General features: G+C 68.7%; 15 protein-coding genes and 1 pseudogene. 13 read left to right on the top strand and 3 right to left on the bottom strand.

Annotated features, from left to right (window positions below; translation table 11 throughout):
* Positions 1–51: 51 nt before the first annotated feature.
* The 7 genes from IPI43_29445 to IPI43_29415 all read left to right on the top strand — a co-directional run bounded on the left by IPI43_29445 (position 52) and on the right by IPI43_29415 (position 10,959).
* Complete coding sequence (locus IPI43_29445) at positions 52–2,322, top strand: tetratricopeptide repeat protein (GenBank protein ID MBK7778190.1); 2,271 nt, start codon at positions 52–54, stop codon at positions 2,320–2,322.
* Complete coding sequence (locus tag IPI43_29440) at positions 2,319–6,218, top strand: tetratricopeptide repeat protein (GenBank protein ID MBK7778189.1); 3,900 nt, start codon at positions 2,319–2,321, stop codon at positions 6,216–6,218. Before IPI43_29445 ends, IPI43_29440 begins: the two co-directional genes overlap by 4 nt.
* 5 nt (positions 6,219–6,223) lie before the next feature.
* On the top strand, positions 6,224–7,738 hold the full coding sequence (locus IPI43_29435) for a tetratricopeptide repeat protein (GenBank protein MBK7778188.1): 1,515 nt from the start codon (positions 6,224–6,226) through the stop codon (positions 7,736–7,738).
* Positions 7,735–8,004, top strand: a complete 270-nt coding sequence (locus IPI43_29430; GenBank protein ID MBK7778187.1) for a hypothetical protein — start codon at positions 7,735–7,737, stop codon at positions 8,002–8,004. The genes IPI43_29435 and IPI43_29430 overlap by 4 nt, the downstream gene beginning before the upstream one ends.
* A gap of 4 nt (positions 8,005–8,008) precedes the next feature.
* The gene (locus IPI43_29425; GenBank protein MBK7778186.1) at positions 8,009–8,629 is read left to right on the top strand and encodes a hypothetical protein; all 621 of its coding nucleotides are present in this window, start codon (positions 8,009–8,011) and stop codon (positions 8,627–8,629) included.
* Between the two features lie 145 nt (positions 8,630–8,774).
* Positions 8,775–10,256 carry an AgmX/PglI C-terminal domain-containing protein gene (locus tag IPI43_29420; protein ID MBK7778185.1) on the top strand — a complete coding sequence of 494 codons (1,482 nt, stop codon included), beginning with the start codon at positions 8,775–8,777 and terminating at the stop codon, positions 10,254–10,256.
* A gap of 106 nt (positions 10,257–10,362) precedes the next feature.
* Positions 10,363–10,959 (top strand): hypothetical protein, encoded by a 597-nt coding sequence (locus IPI43_29415; protein ID MBK7778184.1) that lies wholly within the window; start codon positions 10,363–10,365, stop codon positions 10,957–10,959.
* A 410-nt stretch (positions 10,960–11,369) separates the two neighbouring features.
* Here IPI43_29415 and IPI43_29410 read toward each other — a convergent pair whose 3' ends face one another.
* Positions 11,370–12,008: a hypothetical protein gene (locus IPI43_29410; GenBank protein ID MBK7778183.1), complete on the bottom strand. Its 639-nt coding sequence runs from the start codon at positions 12,006–12,008 to the stop codon at positions 11,370–11,372.
* Between the two features lie 188 nt (positions 12,009–12,196).
* Here IPI43_29410 and IPI43_29405 point away from each other — a divergent pair, with 188 nt between their 5' ends.
* Together IPI43_29405 and IPI43_29400 are read left to right on the top strand one after the other, a co-directional pair.
* Entirely contained in the window at positions 12,197–12,337 is a 141-nt protein-coding gene (locus tag IPI43_29405; protein ID MBK7778182.1) for a hypothetical protein, read from the top strand.
* Between the two features lie 45 nt (positions 12,338–12,382).
* The gene (locus tag IPI43_29400) at positions 12,383–12,922 is read left to right on the top strand and encodes a polysaccharide biosynthesis/export family protein (protein ID MBK7778181.1); all 540 of its coding nucleotides are present in this window, start codon (positions 12,383–12,385) and stop codon (positions 12,920–12,922) included.
* Here IPI43_29400 and IPI43_29395 read toward each other — a convergent pair.
* The gene (locus IPI43_29395) at positions 12,910–13,929 is read right to left on the bottom strand and encodes an NAD-dependent epimerase (protein MBK7778180.1); all 1,020 of its coding nucleotides are present in this window, start codon (positions 13,927–13,929) and stop codon (positions 12,910–12,912) included. The genes IPI43_29400 and IPI43_29395 overlap by 13 nt on opposite strands.
* Positions 13,930–13,944: 15 nt before the next feature.
* Positions 13,945–15,219, bottom strand: a pseudogene (locus tag IPI43_29390) (nucleotide sugar dehydrogenase).
* 133 nt (positions 15,220–15,352) lie between these two features.
* On the opposite strand from IPI43_29390, the gene IPI43_29385 reads away from it, so the two are divergent.
* From IPI43_29385 to IPI43_29370, 4 genes are all read left to right on the top strand, one after another.
* Positions 15,353–16,693, top strand: coding sequence for a hypothetical protein (locus tag IPI43_29385; protein MBK7778179.1), 1,341 nt, complete (start codon positions 15,353–15,355; stop codon positions 16,691–16,693).
* A 164-nt stretch (positions 16,694–16,857) separates the two neighbouring features.
* Positions 16,858–17,262, top strand: coding sequence for a hypothetical protein (locus IPI43_29380; protein MBK7778178.1), 405 nt, complete (start codon positions 16,858–16,860; stop codon positions 17,260–17,262).
* Positions 17,263–17,498: 236 nt separating this feature from the next.
* Entirely contained in the window at positions 17,499–17,822 is a 324-nt protein-coding gene (locus IPI43_29375) for a hypothetical protein (protein ID MBK7778177.1), read from the top strand.
* A gap of 102 nt (positions 17,823–17,924) precedes the next feature.
* On the top strand, positions 17,925–18,503 hold a 579-nt coding region (locus tag IPI43_29370; GenBank protein MBK7778176.1), incomplete at its 3' end, for a hypothetical protein.

Raw genomic sequence — 18,503 nt, 5'->3', positions numbered from 1 at the left:
CGGGCGATAGGTCTTTGTAGCCTCTTGGGGGTTCTCGGGGGGTCGCTCGGCGTGAGCGCCCAGTCGGTCGAGCAAGTCACGCGCGAGCTCGGCGACATCGAGTCTCGCGCCGCGTCGTTGCTGCAGCAGCCGCTCCAGCGCAGCGCCCTGCGCAGCCCCACGTATGTGGAAGAGCGCCTCACCAACGGTGAGCTGTACTTCCGCATGGAGGACTACCTCCAGGCCAGCATCATCTTCTCGGACATCGTCGACAACTACCCGCAGCACCGCGCGTACCCCGACGCCTTGTTCCAGCTGGGCGAGTCGCTGTTCCACCTGGGGGACTACTTCGGCGCGCGCACGCGCTTCCGCGAGGTGCTCTCCCGCGCCAACGAGGCCAGCTTCCGTCCGTACACGCAGCAGAGCCTCGGCCGCCTCATCGAGATCGCCATCCACGTGCGCGACTTCGAAGGCGTGGACGCGTACTTCCAGCAGCTCAGCCAGCTGCCCAGCAGCGAGCTCGCGGCCCACTCACTCTACTTCCGCGCCAAATACCTCTACAGCATGGCTGTTCCGTCCTCGGAGGTCATGGTCGAGGGTAGCGGCGTGCGCGTGGACACCGGCCGCCTCGAAGAGGCGCGCGTGGCGTTCACGCAGGTGCCGGCCAACAGCCCGTATCACCTGCAGAGCCAGTACTTCATCGGGGTGGTGCACTCGCTTCGCGCAGAGTTCCCGCGCGCCATCGAGGCGTTCCGTCAGGTGCTCACCACGCAGGCCACCACCCGTGAGCAGCGCTCCGTGGTGGACCTCACGTACCTCGCGCTGGGCCGCCTCTACTACGAGACCGACCAGCTGCAGCAGGCCATCGAGGCCTACCAGTCCGTCCCGCGCACGTCCGAGCACTTCGCTCACGCACTGTACGAGATCGCCTGGGTCTTCATTCGCTTGGGTGACTCCATCCGCGCCGAGCGCGCGTTGGAAGTCCTCGCGGTGGCGGCCCCCAACAGCCACCTCATCCCGGACGCGCAGGTGCTGCGCGGCAACCTGCTGCTCCGCAACGGGCGCTTCGACGACGCCAACGCCGTCTTCCTGGAGGTGCGCACCACCTTCGCCCCCGTGCTCCGCGAGCTCGAGGACATTCGCACCAGCCACGCGGACCTGCCCGCGTACTTCCGGCAGATCGTCACGCAGAACATCCAGGACTTCGACGCCACGGACTTCCTGCCCGCCGCCGCCCAGCGCTGGGTGGACCTGGGCGAAGAGTACGAGCGCGCCATGGGCGTGGTCAGCGACCTGAACACCGCGCGGCGCCTCATTCAAGAGACCGACGACCTGATCGTGCGCCTCAACGGAGCGCTCTCGGCGCCCAACGGGGCCGCCATCTTCGTGGACCTGCGCGACCACTTGCAGGCCATCACCGGGCTGCAAACGCGCCTCTCGCTGGCGCGTTCACACCTCATCGACGCCGAGTCGCGCAGCGGTTCCGTCAGCCCCGAGGTCCAAGAGGTGCGGGCGCAGCGTCGCCGCATCGAAGAAGACCTGGGCCGCATGCCCGTCTCCGCCGACGACTTCATCGCCGCCGACGACGTCTACCACAACCGCTACCGCCGCCTGCGTCGGGAGCTTCGTGAGCTGGACGTGCAGGTCATGGGGCTCGAGGCCCAGATCGTGGCCACCGAGCGCTTCATGATCGACACCGCGGGCACACGCGAGAGCGAGCCCGAGGGTGTGGACACCGAGCTGGCCCAGCAGCGGGCCGCCGTGGCCGACTACCGCACCCGCATCGACGAGCTGCGCCGCGCCATCGAGGTGGCCGAGCTGCAGGTGGGCGTGGGTGACGCGCGCTACGAGCGCGACGAAGCCATGCGCGCCGAGTACGCCGCCCTCGTGGCCCGCGAGCGTCAGCTCACTGGTGGCGGGCGCAGCGACGTGGACGCCGCCCTCCAGCGCATCAGCGATCTCGAGCGCCGCCTGGTGGAGCGCAAGCGCGCGGTGGCCGCCATCTCGCAAGAGCGCATCGCCGAGATCCGCGTGATCGTGGACGAAGAGGCTGCGCACCTGGTCACCTACCGCGCCAGCCTGGCGGCGCTCGAGGGCGAGACCGAAGACGTCATCGGCGTCATCGCCCACCAGAACTTCATGGATGTCCGCGACCGCTTCTACGACATGGTGCTGCGCGCCGATGTGGGCCGCGTGGACGTGGCGTGGGCCGAGCGCGAGGAGCACCGGCTCCGCGTGGACATGCTCACACGAGAGCGGCAACGCGAGATGCAGGTGCTCGACGACGAGTTCTCCGACATCATGGATGTCGCCGACGAAGACGAAGAGGAGACCGCCCAGTGAATCGGCGTTCGAACGCACTCTGGTTGGTGACCATCGCCATGCTGTTGGGGCATGCGCCGCGCGCGTTGGCCCAAGATGCGGGCACGCCCGCGCCGGCTCCCGAAGACCGCGATGCCCCGCGTGATCCCGCGGCGCCCGAGTCGCCCGACGCCCCCTGGGGCGGTGCCTCGGACGTGGAGCTGCCCAGCTTCCTCGACACCACGGACAGCCGGGTGCAGGACAACCGTCCACCGCCCACCCCCGAGCAGCTGGAGGCGCTGCGTGCCCTCGAGGCCGAGGTGGGTCGCTTCACGCAGTCCGGCGAGACCTACCGCGACACCGTGGTGTCGTTGGTGCGGCGCGAGTACCTGCGCCAGCGTCGCTCGCGGGATCAGTGGTTCGCGCGGCAAATCCGCGAAGAAGAGCGCCTCACCAACGAGGCGCGCGAGCGGGCCATCGCCCTGTTCGAGCGCTTCATCCGGCGCTACCCGAACGACCCGAACTACACGCCGGACGCCATGTTCCGGCTGGGCGAGCTCTACTTCGAGCGCAGCGCCGTGCAGTTCCAAGAGCTCTATGACGCGGCCACCCTGGCCCGCGCCAACGGCGACGAAGACGCCATGGATGCCCTGCCGCTGGCGCCCAACCTGCAGCCCACGGTGGACATCTACCAGCGCATCGTGCGGCAGTTCCCCACGTACCGGCGCATCGACGGCGTGCTCTACCTCATCGGGTACTGCTTGAACGAGATGGCGCGCCCGGAAGAGGCGCGTGACGCGTGGCTCGCGCTGGTGTGCTCCAACCGCTTCGCCTACGACCCCGACCAGGCCCGCTACCGCGTGACGCCCGAGGGCGAGACGCCGGCCGAGGGCACGGACGACGCCGCAGCGCACCCGTCGCTCGCGCTGGGCGCGGCCGTGGTGGACGTCACCACGCAGGTGTTCGTCAACCCGTACGCCGAGTGCACCCCCATCATCCCCGAGGCGCGCTTCGTCAGCGAGACGTGGTTCCGCATCGGCGAGTACCACTTCGACGACTACGTGGACCCGTTCGCCGTGGACAAGTCCATCGCGGCCTACAACGTCATCCTGCAAGACCCCCAAGACCGCAACTACGGCTTGGCGCTCTACAAGGTGGCGTGGGCGTACTACCGCGCCAACCGCTTCGAGCAGGCCGTGCGCCACTTCGGCATGCTGGTGCAGTGGTCCGATGACCAGATGGCCGCCACCGGCCGCGCCGGCTCGGACCTCCGTCCGGAGGCCATGCAGTACCTGGGCATCACGTTCGCCTACGGGGACTGGAACGACAACATGGTGCCCGACCTCGAAGAGGGTGGGCAGAGTGGGTTCCAGCGGCTGCAGAACCAGGCGCTCCTCCCGCAGGACCGCGAGTGGACGCCCGACGTGTACTTCGCCACCGGCGAGGTCTTCTACGAAGAGGCCAAGTACGCCGACGCCATCCAGATCTGGCAGTACGCGCTGGGTCGCTGGCCCAACCACCGCTTGGTGCCGCACTACATCGACCGCATCGCCACCGCCTTCCGCGACATGGCCGACCAAGAGCGCGCGCTCCAGGCCTACGCCACCCTCGGCGAGTACGGCCCGGGCAGCGACTGGTACCGCGAGAACATGGACCACCCGACCGAGCTCCGTGAGGCCGAGCGCCTCGCCGAGATGTCGCTGATCCGCGCGGCCGTCGAGATGCACCAGAACGCACAGCGCACGCGTCAGCAGTGCGTGGTGGACCGCGACATCGAGCTCTGCAACGAGGCCACCGCCCAGTACCGCTCGGCGGCCGAGGCTTACGGCAGCTACCTCGAGCGCTACCCCAACACGCAAGAGGCCTACGAGCTGCACTTCAACCTGGCGGACGCGCTGTTCTGGTCGGGAGACTACGAGCAGGCGGCCACCACGTACGCCGAGGTGCGCGACTCCAACCTGGACGACCGCCACCTTCACGAGGCGGCGCGCATGGTGGTGGAGTCCATCAAGCGCCTCATCGAGGTGGAGACCGAGGCCGGCCGTCTGTCCGTGCGCGAGGGTCCGCCCGACGCGTCCGGTGAGCCGCCGCAGGTCCGCCCCGTCCAAATGCCCATGCTGCTGCAGCGCATGGCCCAGGCCCGCGAGCTGTTCCTGGCCCGCGTGGACGAAGACCACGACTCCGAGCGTCTGCGCCCGGCCTACGACTACAACAACGCCGTCTTGCTCTACCAGTACGGGTACTGGACGCAGGCCACCGAGCGCTTCCAGCGCATCTACGACGAGCGCTGCGCCGGTGAGCTCGGCTCCCCTGAGGGTCGCGTGGCGTACCAGAGCCTGCGCAACATGGCGCTGCAGCTGAACAACACGGACGAAGTGGCCCGCCTCGCGCAGGACTTCATCAACCGCCGTTGCACGTTCGGCAGCGACGAGGCGGTGGACTGCGAAGACCCCGAGAACCGCGACGAGCCGCAGTGCACCGCGGACAACGACCTCACCGCCATCGAGTACCGCCGCGCCATCGCCAAGTACCGCGAGGCCGAGGCCGCTCCTGCGGGCCCCCAGCAGATCGAGCTCTACGAGCACGCGGCAGCCATGCTGGTGGACGCGGTGGACCGCAACCCCAGCAACCCCGAGGCCCCCAAGGCGCTCATCTTCGCGGCCAACGCGCTCACCCGCGCCGGTCGTCCCACCACCGCCCAGGAGATCTACCGTCGCGTCATTCGTGACGTGGGTGACCGCCGCGGCGCCGATGAAGACGAGCAGGCCGAGCTCGACAAGATCATGGCGGAGTCCTTCTTCCGCCTGGCCGCCGCTGCCCGCAGTGGCTTCGAGTTCGAGGTGGCCCTCGAGAACTACCGCATCCTGGCGGACTCGCCGCGCTTCGCGAACACCCAGAACGCCGAAGTGCGCGAGTGGCGCGGAGACGCGCTGGTGAACTCGGCGCTCTTGCTGCAGCAGCTGGGCCGCTACCGCGAGGCCACCACCTACTTCACCCGTGTGGCCCAGTCCACCACGGACGAAGACGCCCGCCGCAACGCGCGCTACGCCATCGCCGAGATGGCCTACAGCCAGCGCTCGTACTCGGACGCCGTGCGCGACTACCGCGCGTTCATCACCACCTACCAGCGTGACGCCGCCGCCGGCGAGCTGGTGGTGCAGTCTTACTGGCGCATCGCGCAGATCCGGCTGGCCCTCAACCAGCAGCGCGAATACCAGACGGGCCTCGCCGACGTGGTGCGTGCCTATGCGGCCTCCGGTCAGGAGCCCGGCTCCATGGCCGCCGAGTACGCCGCCAACGCGCGCTTCATCATCGTGGACGCCGGCATGCCCCAAATGGAGGGCTACGCCATGACGTTCGGCCGCCCGGCCACGGGTCCCGAGTTCCAGGCCCGCATGCGCAGCGAGATCGAGCGCGGCGTGAACCTCCTCACGGGTCTCCGTGAGGCCTACACCACCGTCCCGCCCTACCGTCGCCCCACCTGGACCATCGGTGCCCTGGTGCGCAGCGGTCGCCTCTACGAGCTGCTCACGCGCGGCATCCTCGAGGCCGAGGTGGTGGCTCCGGCCGACGTGCAGCGCCTCTGGCGTCAGCTGGACCGCTACGACCGCGAGTCGGTGCAGGTGGAGTTCGAGGAGACCGTGCGCGGCGTCCTCGCCACCGAGGTGCGGCCGTTCGAGTGCAAGGCCATCGCCAACTACGCCCTCGCGGCGCGCGCGGGTCTGGCCGGCAACATCGACAACGAGTACACGCAGATCGCCGCCGACCGCCTCCAGGCCTACGGTGAAGAGCGCATCGCGGAGTGCATCGCCTCCGAGCAGGCGAACATCCCCGGCCTCGAGGCCGCTCGCGCTGGCGAGTTCGCCCGCTCCCCGGCTGGTCAAACGCAGTCGATTCCCGCAGACGTCTCGCCACCCGCGCTGGTGTCGGAGGACTGATGACCATGACTCGCAACGTCCAACCATCCGCCCCCGTGGCACGTGCCGTCGCTCTCGCGCTCCTCTTGTCCGGAGCTTCGCTCGGGGCCTCGGGCTGCGCAGGTGACGAAGGGGAGGGGTCCGAGTCGGGCTCCTCCGAGGGCAGCAGCGGCGGTGAGACCACCATGGCGCCCGCCACGGCCACCGGCCTCACAGGGGCCCCTGGCAGCGTGGCGCCGGCGCCCGAGATCGATCCGGACGACCCCATGTCGGACCCCAACCCGCAGTCGGCACCGCCCCCTGCGGGTGGCACGGCCACGGCCCCCGCTGCGCCCACTCAGGCTGCCTATGACCCCAACCGCTGGGGCGCGCGTGACAACGAAGCCTGTCGCCCGGCGGCCCGCCCGCCCATGAGCGCCGCGGCCCAGACCAACATCCAGCGTGGTGTGTCGTCGGCCAACGCCAACGACGTGGACGCCGCGCGCACGGCCTTCATGGCGGCGCTCTCCTCGGACCCGCGCTCGTACCACGCGGCCTTCAACCTGGGCGTCCTCGCAGACCGCGCGGGCAACGAGACGCAGGCCATGGAGTACTACCGCCAGGCGCTGCGCATCCAAGAGGACTACGAGCACGCCGTGCGTGGCCTGGTGGCCATCCACATCCGCCGCGGTGACCGCGCGGGGGCCCTCACGCTGGTGGAGCCGCTGGCCCGTCGCTTCGGCTCCAACCTGGAGCTGCAGGCCATCCACGCCGAGGTGCTGGTGCAGAACCAGCGCTACGAGCAGGCCTGGGACGCGGCCCGCCGCGCGCTTCGCTGTGACGAGCGCTTCGTGCCCGCCCTGCGCGCCCTGGTGAAGGCCAGCCTGGCGCAAGACCGCAAGGAGCTGGCGGCGTCCATCTTGGCCAACGCGCTGAGCGCCGCCCCCAATGACGCCGAGCTGCACTACCTCAACGCGCAGATCCTGGGCCGCGAGACTGGCCGGGCCCGCGAACAGGTGGCCGCCCTCGAGCGCGCCGTGGAGCTGCGCCCCAGCTACTCCGAAGCCCGCATGGAGCTCGGCACCATGCTGCTGCGCAGCGGCAACTACACCGGTGCGCTCGCGCAGTTCGAGGCCGTGTCCCGGCTCAACCCCACGCTGCCGGCCGTGCACCTCAACCTGGGCGACGCCTACCGCTCGCTGCGCCGCTGGACCGAGGCCAAGGCCTCCTACGACCGCGTGGTGGCCAGCTCGCCCAACATGCCCGAGGTGCACTTCAACCTGGGCCTCATGTACCGCGCCGCCGGGGCCGAGTTCCCGGGGCTGGACCTCATCCAGTCGCTGCAGCGCGCCCGCGAGTCGTTCGCGCGCTACCGCAACCTGATGGGGCCTCGCTTGGCCCGCACCGACCCGTCGGAGCAGTACCTCTCCGAGATCGACCGCGCCATCAGCCGCGCCCAGCGCGCCGCCGAAGAAGAGGCCCGCGAGGCCGAGCGCGCCGCCAACCCAGAGCCGGCCGCCACCGAAGAAGAAGCCGCGCCAGAAGAGGAGGAGTGGCTATGAGCACGTCCCAGAAGCTGTTCCGCATCGCCGGTGTGGCCCTCGCCCTGTGGGCCGTGGACGCAGCGCTCCCCAGCGGCGCGTCCGCCCAGCAGCAGCGCCGGCAGCCTGCCGTCATCGAGCTCGAGGAAATCGAGATCGAGGGCCGCGTGCAGAAGCCCAACGCGTTCTACATCTTGAACCGCAGCAACCTCGGCTACGAGGTGCTGGATCTCCGGACCAGCTTCATCCGGGAGATCGTCGAGAGCGTTCGCCGCGAACCTTTTTGAGTGAATGCTGGCCGCGGTCCACACCGCCCAGGTGGTGCTGACGCTCATCTCGGCCCGCCTGGTGGTTCGCAAGCTGCGCCAGCTGGGAGGCCCCGGCACCCCGGCGCAGCACCAGGCCGTGGCGGACCGCATGCTGGCTGCTCTCGGCGAGGGCAACGCCCCCACGCTGGCCACGCTGCTGGCTGAACCCGGCCCCGCCTACCAGCGTGAGCTGCTGGAGGCCGCCATCGACGGGCTGGACGGCGGGGGCGACGTGGGCTCGTTCATCCACACCGCGTCGCTCGACGCCCAGCACCGGGCGCTGGCCGGGGCGCGCGTCATCCGAGGCTTCGCCACGCTGTCGAGTGCGCTCGGGCTGGTGGGCGCCATGGCCCACCACTTCTGGCTGCTGCACAGCGACCACGGCCCCTCCACCGCCGCGCTCCTGGCCGCCGAGAAGAGCGCCAACGCCGGCGCCCTGGTGAGCATGGGCATTGGTCTCGGCACGGCCCTGCTGCTGTACATCGCCTCGCGGGTCATCCGCACCCGGGTGCTCGCGCGCCTCAGCGCCATCAGCCGCTTTGCGGCCGCACTGGAAGCCGCTGCCCTGCGCTGTGAGCAGTGGACCGAGCCGGCCGGAGGGTGATAGTGTCCACCAGTCCATCGACACGATTTCGGATGCCAGGGAACTTCCACGTGCCCCTGGCCTCCAACGTTCAGACCTGCGGCACTATCACGCCCCAGGGTTTCCTGAGCCGCAGCCCGCGCTGCTTCGAGAGAGATTTCACCTCATGAGCACTTCTCCACAAGGCCCGAATCAAGGCGGTTCTCAGCAGCCCAGCGGTCGCGCAGGCGCGATGACGCAGGCCATGCAGGCGGTGAACGTGGCGCCTCCGGGTGGCCCCAAGGTGCTCCGCATCGGGCTCATCCAGAACGGCAAGATCGTCGAGGAGCGCATCATTCGGCGCCGCGAGACGGTCTCCGTGGGCACCGCCGAGAAGAACCACTTCATCGTGTCGGCCGAGGGCCTGGCCTCCCGCTTCGATCTGTTCCAGCTGGTGGGCGACGACTACATCCTCAACTTCACGGACGACATGAGCGGCCGCGTGGGGCTCGCGGGTGGCGTTCACGATCTGGGCACGCTGCGCACCTCGGGTGGCGCGCGCAACGCCGGCAAGTACTGGCAGGTGAAGCTCACCGACAACTCGCGCGGCAAGGTGGTCATCGGCACCACCACGCTGCTGTTCCAGTTCGTGGTGGCGCCGCCTGTTACCCCGAAGCCGCAGCTGCCGGCCTCGGCGCGCGGCGGCTTCGTCAAGAGCATCGACTGGCTGTTCACCACGTTCGTGGCGCTGTCGTTCATGCTCTTCTTCGGGTTCATCATCTGGCTGGAAGAGGCCGACTGGGAGATCGCCACCGGCGTGGCCCAGCTGCCCGAGGGCCTGGCGCGCCTCATCTTCGACGAGCCGCCCATCCCGGAGCCCGAGACCGAGGGCGAGGCCGTGGTGGAAGAGGGCGAGACCGAGGCCGAAACGGAGACGGAAACGGAGCGTCCGCGCACGGCCTCCAACAACTCGTCCAGCGGTGGCCAGTCGGCCAGCCAAGACAACAGCGCGGGCGAGTCCGCGGCAGATCGCAGCGCCCGCCTTCGTGAAGAGGCGCGCGCGCAGGCCATGGCCCTGGCCCTGGGTGGCGTGGGCGGCGCAGACGGCGCCTTCGCCAACGCCCTGGCGGGCGGCGCCCCCACCGGCGACGCAGCCGACGTCATTGCCCAGGCCAACGGCGTGGGTGTGGCCTCCGGCGCCACGGGCGGCCTCCGCACGCGTGACGGCGGCGGGCGCGGCGCGGGCGACGGCACCGGCATCGGCGGCCTGGCCCAGTCGGGCGACGGCGGCATGTCCACCGGCGAGGGCGGCCCGGTGCAGGAGCGCGTGGTGGGCCGCATGCGCATGAGCGGCGGCGGCGACGTGGGCGGCTCCGGCGAGTTCGACTCGCGCATCGTGGCCAGCCGCATTCGCGCGCAGTCCAGCGCCATCAAGCGCTGCTACGAGCGCGAGCTGCAGCGCAACCCCACCCTGCGCGGCGCGGTGCGCGTGGAGTTCACCATCCAGACCAGCGGCGCCGTCTCCGGCACCACCGCCACGGAAAACACCGTCAGCCCGGCTGTGGGGTCGTGCGTGGTGGGCATCATCGGGCGCCTGCGCTTCTCGCCGGGCCCCACCGGCGGCAGCGTGCGCTACCGCTTCCCGTTCGTGTTCGAGCCGGGTGGCTGATGAACTTCACGCTGGGTGCACGCAACGGAGCCTGCACCTAGTCGTGATTGACACCATCCCTGTGCTCGGTATACTCGGACGGGCGATTGGGCAGATGTGGGTATCTATGCGTCATAGCTATAAATTCCATAAAAAAGCGCTGATTCTAGCGTGCGTCCTCGGCCTCACGGCCGGGGTCTCGCTGGCTCAGACAGGGGACGGCGAAGGCGCAGCAGAGCCCGGGGGGGCCGAAGCCGAGGTTCGGCGCCTGGCCGATCTCACCGACGCCGACATGCTCGCCGAGGCCGAGCTCATCGAAGGCCGGGCCACCCGCTTGTCCTCGCGCATGATGCGCATGCTGGACGAGTCCCGTCAGGACCGCGACATCATCCGCGTCACCTGCCTCAACGCCAAGCTCACGGAGACGCACGCCACCGAGCGCTCCATCGAGGCTCGCGCCACCGCCGTGCGGGAGTCCATCGCCTCGGGCGACACCAGCCGCCGCAACCACGAGTACACGGTCTTGTCCGTGCTGGGTCAGAACCTGAACCGGCTGGACCAAGAGGCCAACCAGTGTGTAGGCTCGGACGTCTACGAGACGGGCGCCACGCGAGTGGAGACCGAGATCGCGGACAACACGCCCGAAGAAGACATCTCCGACATCCCGGACGAGCTCACGCTCCCCGTGCCATACATTCCACCGCCCGCCAGCGGCACCATGTGACCGAGTAGGGGGCGACGCACTCTGCAGCACCCGGCGAGGGTGTAACCGCAGCGGTGGCCCCGGGGGAAACGAGCTGAGTTATGCGCCACTGCGCGAAGATCACCTTACTTTCGATGTTGCTCGGGATCGTGGGCTTGCCCAGCGGCGCTGCCGCTCAGGGCTGGCTCGGCGATCGCCAGGCTAGCCAGGGGCCAGGCTTCCAGACGGGCCCGCTGACGCTCCACATGGGGTTCGGGGCTGAGTTCGGGTACGACAGCAATGTGTATCTGGAGGACACGAATGCGAACGACAGCTTGCTGATGCGCCTCACGGCGCATCTGCGGGCGACCACGCGTCAGGAGGAAGACACCAACCCCGTGGTAGTGTTCAACGGCGGGGTGCAGGCAAGCTTCTTCCACTTCTTCGCCGATTCAGGGCGTGACAACGTCGGTTTGGGAGCCGACGTCGAAGCCCACTTCCGGCCGGACGCCAAGGTGTCGTTCCGTTTGGCGGACCGCTTCACGCGGACCGTCCGACCGTTCGTGGATGGTCTGCCCAACCTGCGCTACGCGCGGGACAACAACACGGTGGACGCTGAGTTGAGGTTTCGCTCTGAGAGCGACGTGTTGCGCGCGTTCGTTGGCTATCAGCTGGGTTGGGACTTCTTCGAAGACCGCGGTCCAGGCGAGTTCAGCTACGCTGGCTCGCTGACACACGCGATTCGCACCGGGGTGTATTGGGAGTTCCTTCCTCAGACCGGCTTTGTCTACGAAGGGCAAGTGGAGCGCGTGAGCTTCGACGAGGAGGCGGGGGCAGGGTCGTTGGTGTCTGACGGTTGGCGCATCCGGCAAGAAGTCGGCCTCAACGGCGCGGTCACCCCAGCGGTGTCCGTAACCGGCATGCTCGGCTACTCGTCCGGCTTCTTCGACGATGGCTCTGCCTATGGCGTTGGCCGTGATGCGGTCACCGCGCGCTTCGAGGGGCGCTTCCAGCCCCGCGACAACCTGCAGCTGAAGCTGGGCTATCAGCGCCGCTTCAACCAGTCGTTCATTGGCAACTATGCTCGCCACGACCGCATGTATCTGGGCGGCCAGCTCATCCTGGGTGGCGTCTTCGCGACCGGCATCGACTTCTCGGCCACCCGCAGTGTTACGGGAACCGCACTCGCAGCCGACGGCATGACGCTGCTTGGGTCGCAGGAGTCTCGTGAGGCGTGGCGCCTGCTCACGGACGTCTACGCTGAGTACCGTGCCACCCAATGGCTGGCGATCACGCTGCATATCGAGTACCTGGCCGACTTCACGACTTCACGTACGCCGAGCTCGGTGCTCCGCTGGTGGACCCGGGCGCTGGGTTCAGCAAGTTCCAGGTATGGCTCGGCCTGCGCGTCTTCTACTGATGGCGTCTGCGCTGGGCGCTTGCTGCCAGCGCATGCCGCGGTCCGGTGGACACCGGGACCATTCCGCCGCCATCCACCAACGACAGCACGCTGGGCGCTAGCGATGTGTTCGACGTGCGTGTCTTCAACGAAGAGACGCTCTCGGCGACGTACCGAGTGGGTCAAGACGGGACCATCGACTTCCCGCTCGTGGGCCAGATCAATGTGGCGGGTCTCGAGCCGGCTGCTGTGGCGCGGTTGGTCGAGAACGAGCTTCGCACCCGACAGCTGCTGCGTGACCCGCAGGTGTCGGTCTTCGTTCAAGAATACTTCTCGAAGCGCGTGAGTGTGGTGGGCGCGGTGGCCACGCCAGGGAACTTCCCAGTGAGCTCGGGCTTGACGTTGGTACAGGTCATCTCTCTGGCGGGTGGCTTCAGCGACATGGCCGACCGCAACGGCACCACGCTCAGCCGCCGGGTGGATGGCGAGCTGCAGCGCTTTCGCGTGCCCGTGGACGAGATCACGTCGGGTCGGCGGCCGAGGTGCCGCTCGGCGCCGGAGACATCATCAACGTGCCCCGGCGCGTGTTCTGATCAGACGGCGTAGTACTCGCGGTACCAGCGCACGAAGCGCTCGATGCCCACGGCCAGGCTGGTGTTGGGGGTGAACCCCACCGCGTCGCGCAGCTCGGCCACGTCGGCATAGGTGGCCGGTACGTCACCCGGCTGCATGGGGAGCATGTCGAGGGTGGCCTTGATGCCCAGGTTTTCTTCGATCAGGCGGATCATGTCCAGCAGCTCGGAGGGGTTGCCGTTGCCGATGTTGAACACCCGATACGGCGCGGAGCTGGTGGCCGGGCTCGGGTCCTCGGGGTTCCAGGTGGGGTCGGGCTCCGGTGGTGCGTCCAGCGTGCGGATGACGCCCTCCACGATGTCATCGATGTACGTGAAGTCGCGGCTCATGACGCCGTGGTTGAACACCGGGACCGGCTGACCAGCCAGCATGGCCTTGGTGAACAGGAACAGCGCCATGTCGGGGCGGCCCCAGGGCCCATAGACCGTGAAGAAGCGCAGGCCCGTGGTGGGCAGGCGGAAGAGGTGGCTGTAGGCGTGGGCCATGAGCTCGTTGGCCTTCTTGGAGGCCGCGTAGAGGCTCATGGGGTGGTCCACGGAGTCACGCACGCTGAAGGGCATGTGGGTGTGGTTGCCGTAGACCGAGCTGCTGGAGGCATAGACCAGGTGCTGGAGCTGGTGGCGTTTGCTCAGCTCGAGGATGTTGCCGAAGCCCACCAGGTTGGACTGCACATAGGCCGCTGGGTTCTCGATGGAGTAGCGGACGCCGGCCTGCGCGGCGAGGTGCACCACCTTGGTGGGCTTGGCGGCGTCGAAGGCGCGCGTGAGGGCCTCGTTGTCTTCGACCGAGATCTCGTGCAGCGAGAAGTCACCGCCCAGGCGTTCTAGCCGCGCCAGCCGTGCCCGCTTGAGCGACGGGTCGTAGTAGTCATTCATGTTGTCCACGCCCACCACGCGCTCGCCGCGCTCGAGCAGGCGGGTGGCCACGTGCGAGCCGATGAAGCCGGCGGCGCCGGTGACGATGACGGTCATGTGGCTCAGAGCTTCCCAGTACTGGAGGCCAGCGGGCAGGGTGGTGCGGTCGAGGCGGGCCTTGATGTCCACCACTAGGCCCTGATCCGGGCTGCGCAGGGCGGCCATCACGGGGGCGCCGTGGCTCACCAGGTATTCGCGGTGTGGCACCGCCAGGATGACCACGTCGGCGTCGCCCGGGATGCTGCCGGCGAGGGTGATGCCGTACTCGTGCAGGGCCTCGGCCGGGGACGCGAGCGGATCATGCACCAGCGGCTCGATGCCGAACTTGCGAAGCTCGGCGATGACATCCGGGACGCGGCTGTTGCGAAGATCCGGCACGTCTTCCTTGAAGGTGAGCCCCAGGATGACCACGCGTGCGCCCACGATGGTGGAGCGCGCGTCGGCCAGCAGCTCCACGGTGCGCCGGCCCACGAAGGCACCCATGCTGTCGTTGATGCGCCGGCCGGCCGTGATGACCTGCGGGTGGAGCCCCAGGCGCTCGGCCTTGGCCATGAGGTAGTACGGGTCCACGCCGATGCAGTGGCCGCCCACGAGGCCCGGGCTGAAGCGCAGGAAGTTCCACTTGGTGGAGGCGGCGTCCAGCACGTCGCGCGTGGAGATGCCCATGCGGTCGAAGATGGTGGCGAGTTCGTTCATGAGCGCGATGTTGAGGTCGCGCTGGGTGTTCTCGATGACCTTGGCGGCCTCGGCCACCTTGATGCTGGGGGCCTGGTGGATGCCGGCGTGCACCACGGCGCCGTACGCTGCGGCGACCCGGGCGAGGGACTCGGGGGTGTCGCCAGAGACCACCTTGGTGATGCTCTCGAGGCGGTGCTCGCGGTCACCCGGGTTGATGCGCTCGGGGGAGTACCCCAGGCTGAAGTCGACGCCGGCCTTGAGGCCTGAGCCGGCTTCGAGGATCGGCCCGCAGACCTCCTCGGTGGCGCCCGGGTACACGGTCGACTCGTAGACCACGATGTCGCCGCGCTTCAGGTGTGGCGCGACGCTGCGGGAGGCAGCGCGCAGGGCGCCGAGATCCGGGCGGCGGTCGTCGTCGATCGGGGTGGGAACGGTGATGATGTAGAAGGTGGCGTCGGCGAGGACGCTCGCGTCGTCACTGACCGTGAGCGAGGAGGCAGCGAGCTCGGCGGGCTCGAACTCGCGCGTGCGGTCCTGGTGAGCGCGCAGCTCGGTGATGCGCGACTGGTCGATATCGAAGCCAACGGTGCCCGGGAACTCGCGGGCGAAGCCCACCGCGACAGGGAGTCCCACATAACCAAGGCCGATGACGGCCACCTTCTCGTGCTGTGCAGTCATTTCGTTACTCCTGCGCTGCTCTATTGCGTTTCTCGCCGGGCGGCAAGCGTCGCGCGGCCAACATGGGGGCCGGCGCCGCTGGACGGACCCCAGCGTTGCGCCCTCCGCAGTGGCGCAGCATAGTGGCCGGCAGATGAACATGATGGACGTCGGGCAGTGCGTGGCGGCGCTGTTGCTGTGCGGTGCGGCGTTCGCATGGGGCGTCGCAAGTTGGCCGGCAGGCGACCGAAGAGTCGCCATGTACTGCTGGTATGCACACGCGTGCGGTGCGTTTGCGATTGTCGCGGTCTACAAGTTCTACTACGGCGGCGGTGATCTTCTTGGTTATCACCGGCACGGCGTGTTCTTCATGCGGTACGTTGAGTACGACATGGGACGGCACCTCCCGCAGCTGCTGCGCGTCTTGCTGCAACTACCGTACGAACTCCCAGCCACCGTGCACGGTTCAGGGACCTCGACCGCGAGCATGATCGCCGTGGGGGCGCTGGTCGGTCTGCTGACAGAGTCGTTGTGGGCAGGGAGCATTATCGTCGCGACGCTGTCGGCCGCGGGTCAGGCCTGCCTCTGGGCTGGCTTGGAGCAATTGGTGCCGGTCCAACGGCGAACGAGCGCCCTCTGGTCCACGTTCTTGGTGCCGTCTTTGATCTTCTGGACCAGCTCCTTTCAGAAGGAGTCGTTTGCTCTGATTGGGATGGGTCTGATCGTGCTGGGCGGGGGTCGAATCCGAACGAACCGCACTCTTTCGGGTGTCCTCCTGGTCGTTGTCGGAGGAGCGACTGTGGGCCTCTTCAAACCCTATGTCCTGTTCCCTCTCGCTGCGGCGGCCGGAACGTACTTCTATTGGCACCGAGCAGCGACGCGCGGCGGCGGCGTGCGCATCCGGCCCGTCGTCTTGCTGCTGGGCGGAGCGGCCACCATGGGCATATTGCTGCTCCTCGGTGAGCTTTACCCACGCTACGCGCTCGACACGGTGACTGAGTCCATCACACGGCAGCAGGAGCTGTCCATCTTGTCCGACCCCGGGGGGTCCTCGTTTCGCGATGAGGCGAGCGGCGGTGGGCAGGGGGGGGCCCTCGGACTGGCACTCGACGCGCCCTACACCATCATGACGGCTCTCCTGCGCCCGTTCGTCTTCGAGTCGCGGAGCGCGATGATGTTGGTGAACAGCGTGGAGACGACAGCCATCCTCTACTTGATCGTCATCGCCTTCGCTCGAACGGGGAGACGGGAGCTCGTGCGATGGGCCTGGCGCTCCCCCGACATCATCGCCTCCGTAGTGTTCGTGCTCCTCTTCTCCCTGGCCGTTGGGCTCGCCGCCACCAACCTCGGGACCCTCTCTCGCTATCGCTTGCCCATGATGCCCTTCTATTTCTACGTCGTCTTCTCAGCCTATTCGCTCCACTTGGTGCCAGCGGCCCCGCAGAAGGCGCGCACAACGGAGGCGGCGGCGGATGCGCCGCTCGCACTTGGCTAAGGCGGCCATGCGTCCGATGTCGGGAGCGCTCTGATGTGCGGTATCGCAGGCCTGTGGCAGAGCGCGCTCGGCCCTGACGCGCTGCGGCAGGTCGCCATGCGCATGCAGAGCGCGTTGCAGCGCCGCCCGACGGGCGGGCGTTCATCGACCCCGACGCCGGGTTGGTGCTGGCGCACACGCGCCTCTCCATCCGCGACCTGTCGCCCATGGGTGCCCAGCCGATGGCCTCGGCCGATGCGCGCTTCGTCGTCACCTACAACGGTGAGCTCTACGGCCTGGACGCGCTGCGCCGCGAGCTCGAGCGCCAGGGGCACACGTTTCGCGGCCACTCGGACACCGAGGTGCTGGTGGAGGCGACTGCGCGCTACGGAGTCCTGGGAGCCGCGCAGCGCGTCGAGGGCATCTTCGCCTACGCCGTGTGGGACAAGCCACAGCGCCGGCTGTGGCTTGTGCGCGACCGCGTTGGCGTCAAGCCGCTGTACGTGGCGCCACAGTCATCCGCCCACGGGGTCGCGTTCGCGTCGGAGCTGGCGCCCTGCGCCCGGTGCCCGGGCTGGAACTGGCGGTGAGCCCCCGCGGCGGCCGCGGACTTCTTCGAGCTGGGGTACGTGCCCGACACGAGCTGCGTCTACGCGGGCGTCCACAAGGTGCAGCCGGGCGAGGCCTGGTGCTTTGCGGCTTTGGGCGCGCCGCCTAGCGTGCACGTGTTCCACGACCGCCGCGCCGCGGCGCAGGGTCTCGGAGCCCGCGCATCACTGACGCTGGCGTCGCGACGGCGCAGTTTAGCCAGACCATCCGCCGCGCTGTGGACAAGCAGCTGGTCTCGGACGCCGGTGGGCGTGTTTCTCCTGGGCGGCGGGACTCGTCAGTCGTGGCTGCCGCCGCGGCGCGTGCGTGGCCGCCCCAAACGCAAACATTCTGCATCGGCTTCGACGACCCGCGCTTCGACGAATCCGGGAGCGCTCGCGCCATCGCCTCACACTGGGCACGCAGCACCACCAGCTCATCCTCACGCCCGAGTCGGTGGTGGCCGCAGCGCGCGCCGCGGCGGGTGCATTCAGCGAGCCGTTCGCGGATTCGTCCTTGGTGCCCACGTGGCTGGTCTGCAAGTTTGCCCGCGAGCACGTGACGGTGGTGCTGTCGGGGGACGGCGGCGACGGCTCTTGGCGGATACAACCGGCACGTCTGGTTGCCCCGAGTGATGAAGGCACAGGCCGTAATCCCGGGGCCCTTGCGCGCGGCCGTGTCGCGGGCCGTTCAGAGCCTCTCGCCAGACACATGGGACCAAGTCCTCGCGCCGTTGCCGTTTCGCACCCCAGGGCTGAAGGCCCACAAGCTTGCACGGCTGCTGGTGGCGCCCGACGCAGCGGGGCTCATGCGCGAGGTGGCAAGCACCGGGCCGCTGGCGTCTGGACTGGTACGCGCCGAGGCGCGGCACGCGGCCGCTGCGGACTTGGGCGATGCGCGCGAGACCCTCATGTTCCATGACTTCACGACGTACCTGCCGGGCGACATTCTGCCGAAGGTGGACCGCACCTCCATGTCTCTGGGACTGGAGGCGCGGGTGCCCTTGCTGGATGAGAGCGTCGTCGCGCTGGCTGGGAGGCTCTCGCCGGACCTCAAGATTCGCGGTGGAGTCTCCAAGTGGGTCTTGCGCGAGGTGCTGGCGGAGAGCTTGCACGGCAGCTCTTTGAGCGCCCCAAGATGGGCTTCGCCATCCCCCTCGCTGACTGGCTGCGTGGTCCTCTGCGGCCATGGGCCGATGAGCTGCTCTCGCCAGCCGCCCTACACCAGAGCGCCATCATCGATG

It is taken from the genome of Sandaracinaceae bacterium (assembly GCA_016706685.1).
Taxonomy (GTDB): domain Bacteria; phylum Myxococcota_A; class Polyangia; order Polyangiales; family Houyiibacteriaceae; genus JADJJE01.
This window is presented reverse-complemented; position numbering and strand designations above follow the sequence as displayed.

Coding starts and splice junctions, on each gene's coding strand:
- IPI43_29435 (MBK7778188.1), top strand. CDS start 6,224: ATGACTCGCAACGTCCAACCATCCGCCCCCGTGGCACGTGCCGTCGCT.
- IPI43_29430 (MBK7778187.1), top strand. CDS start 7,735: ATGAGCACGTCCCAGAAGCTGTTCCGCATCGCCGGTGTGGCCCTCGCC.
- IPI43_29425 (MBK7778186.1), top strand. CDS start 8,009: ATGCTGGCCGCGGTCCACACCGCCCAGGTGGTGCTGACGCTCATCTCG.
- IPI43_29420 (MBK7778185.1), top strand. CDS start 8,775: ATGAGCACTTCTCCACAAGGCCCGAATCAAGGCGGTTCTCAGCAGCCC.
- IPI43_29415 (MBK7778184.1), top strand. CDS start 10,363: ATGCGTCATAGCTATAAATTCCATAAAAAAGCGCTGATTCTAGCGTGC.
- IPI43_29405 (MBK7778182.1), top strand. CDS start 12,197: ATGGCTGGCGATCACGCTGCATATCGAGTACCTGGCCGACTTCACGAC.
- IPI43_29385 (MBK7778179.1), top strand. CDS start 15,353: ATGAACATGATGGACGTCGGGCAGTGCGTGGCGGCGCTGTTGCTGTGC.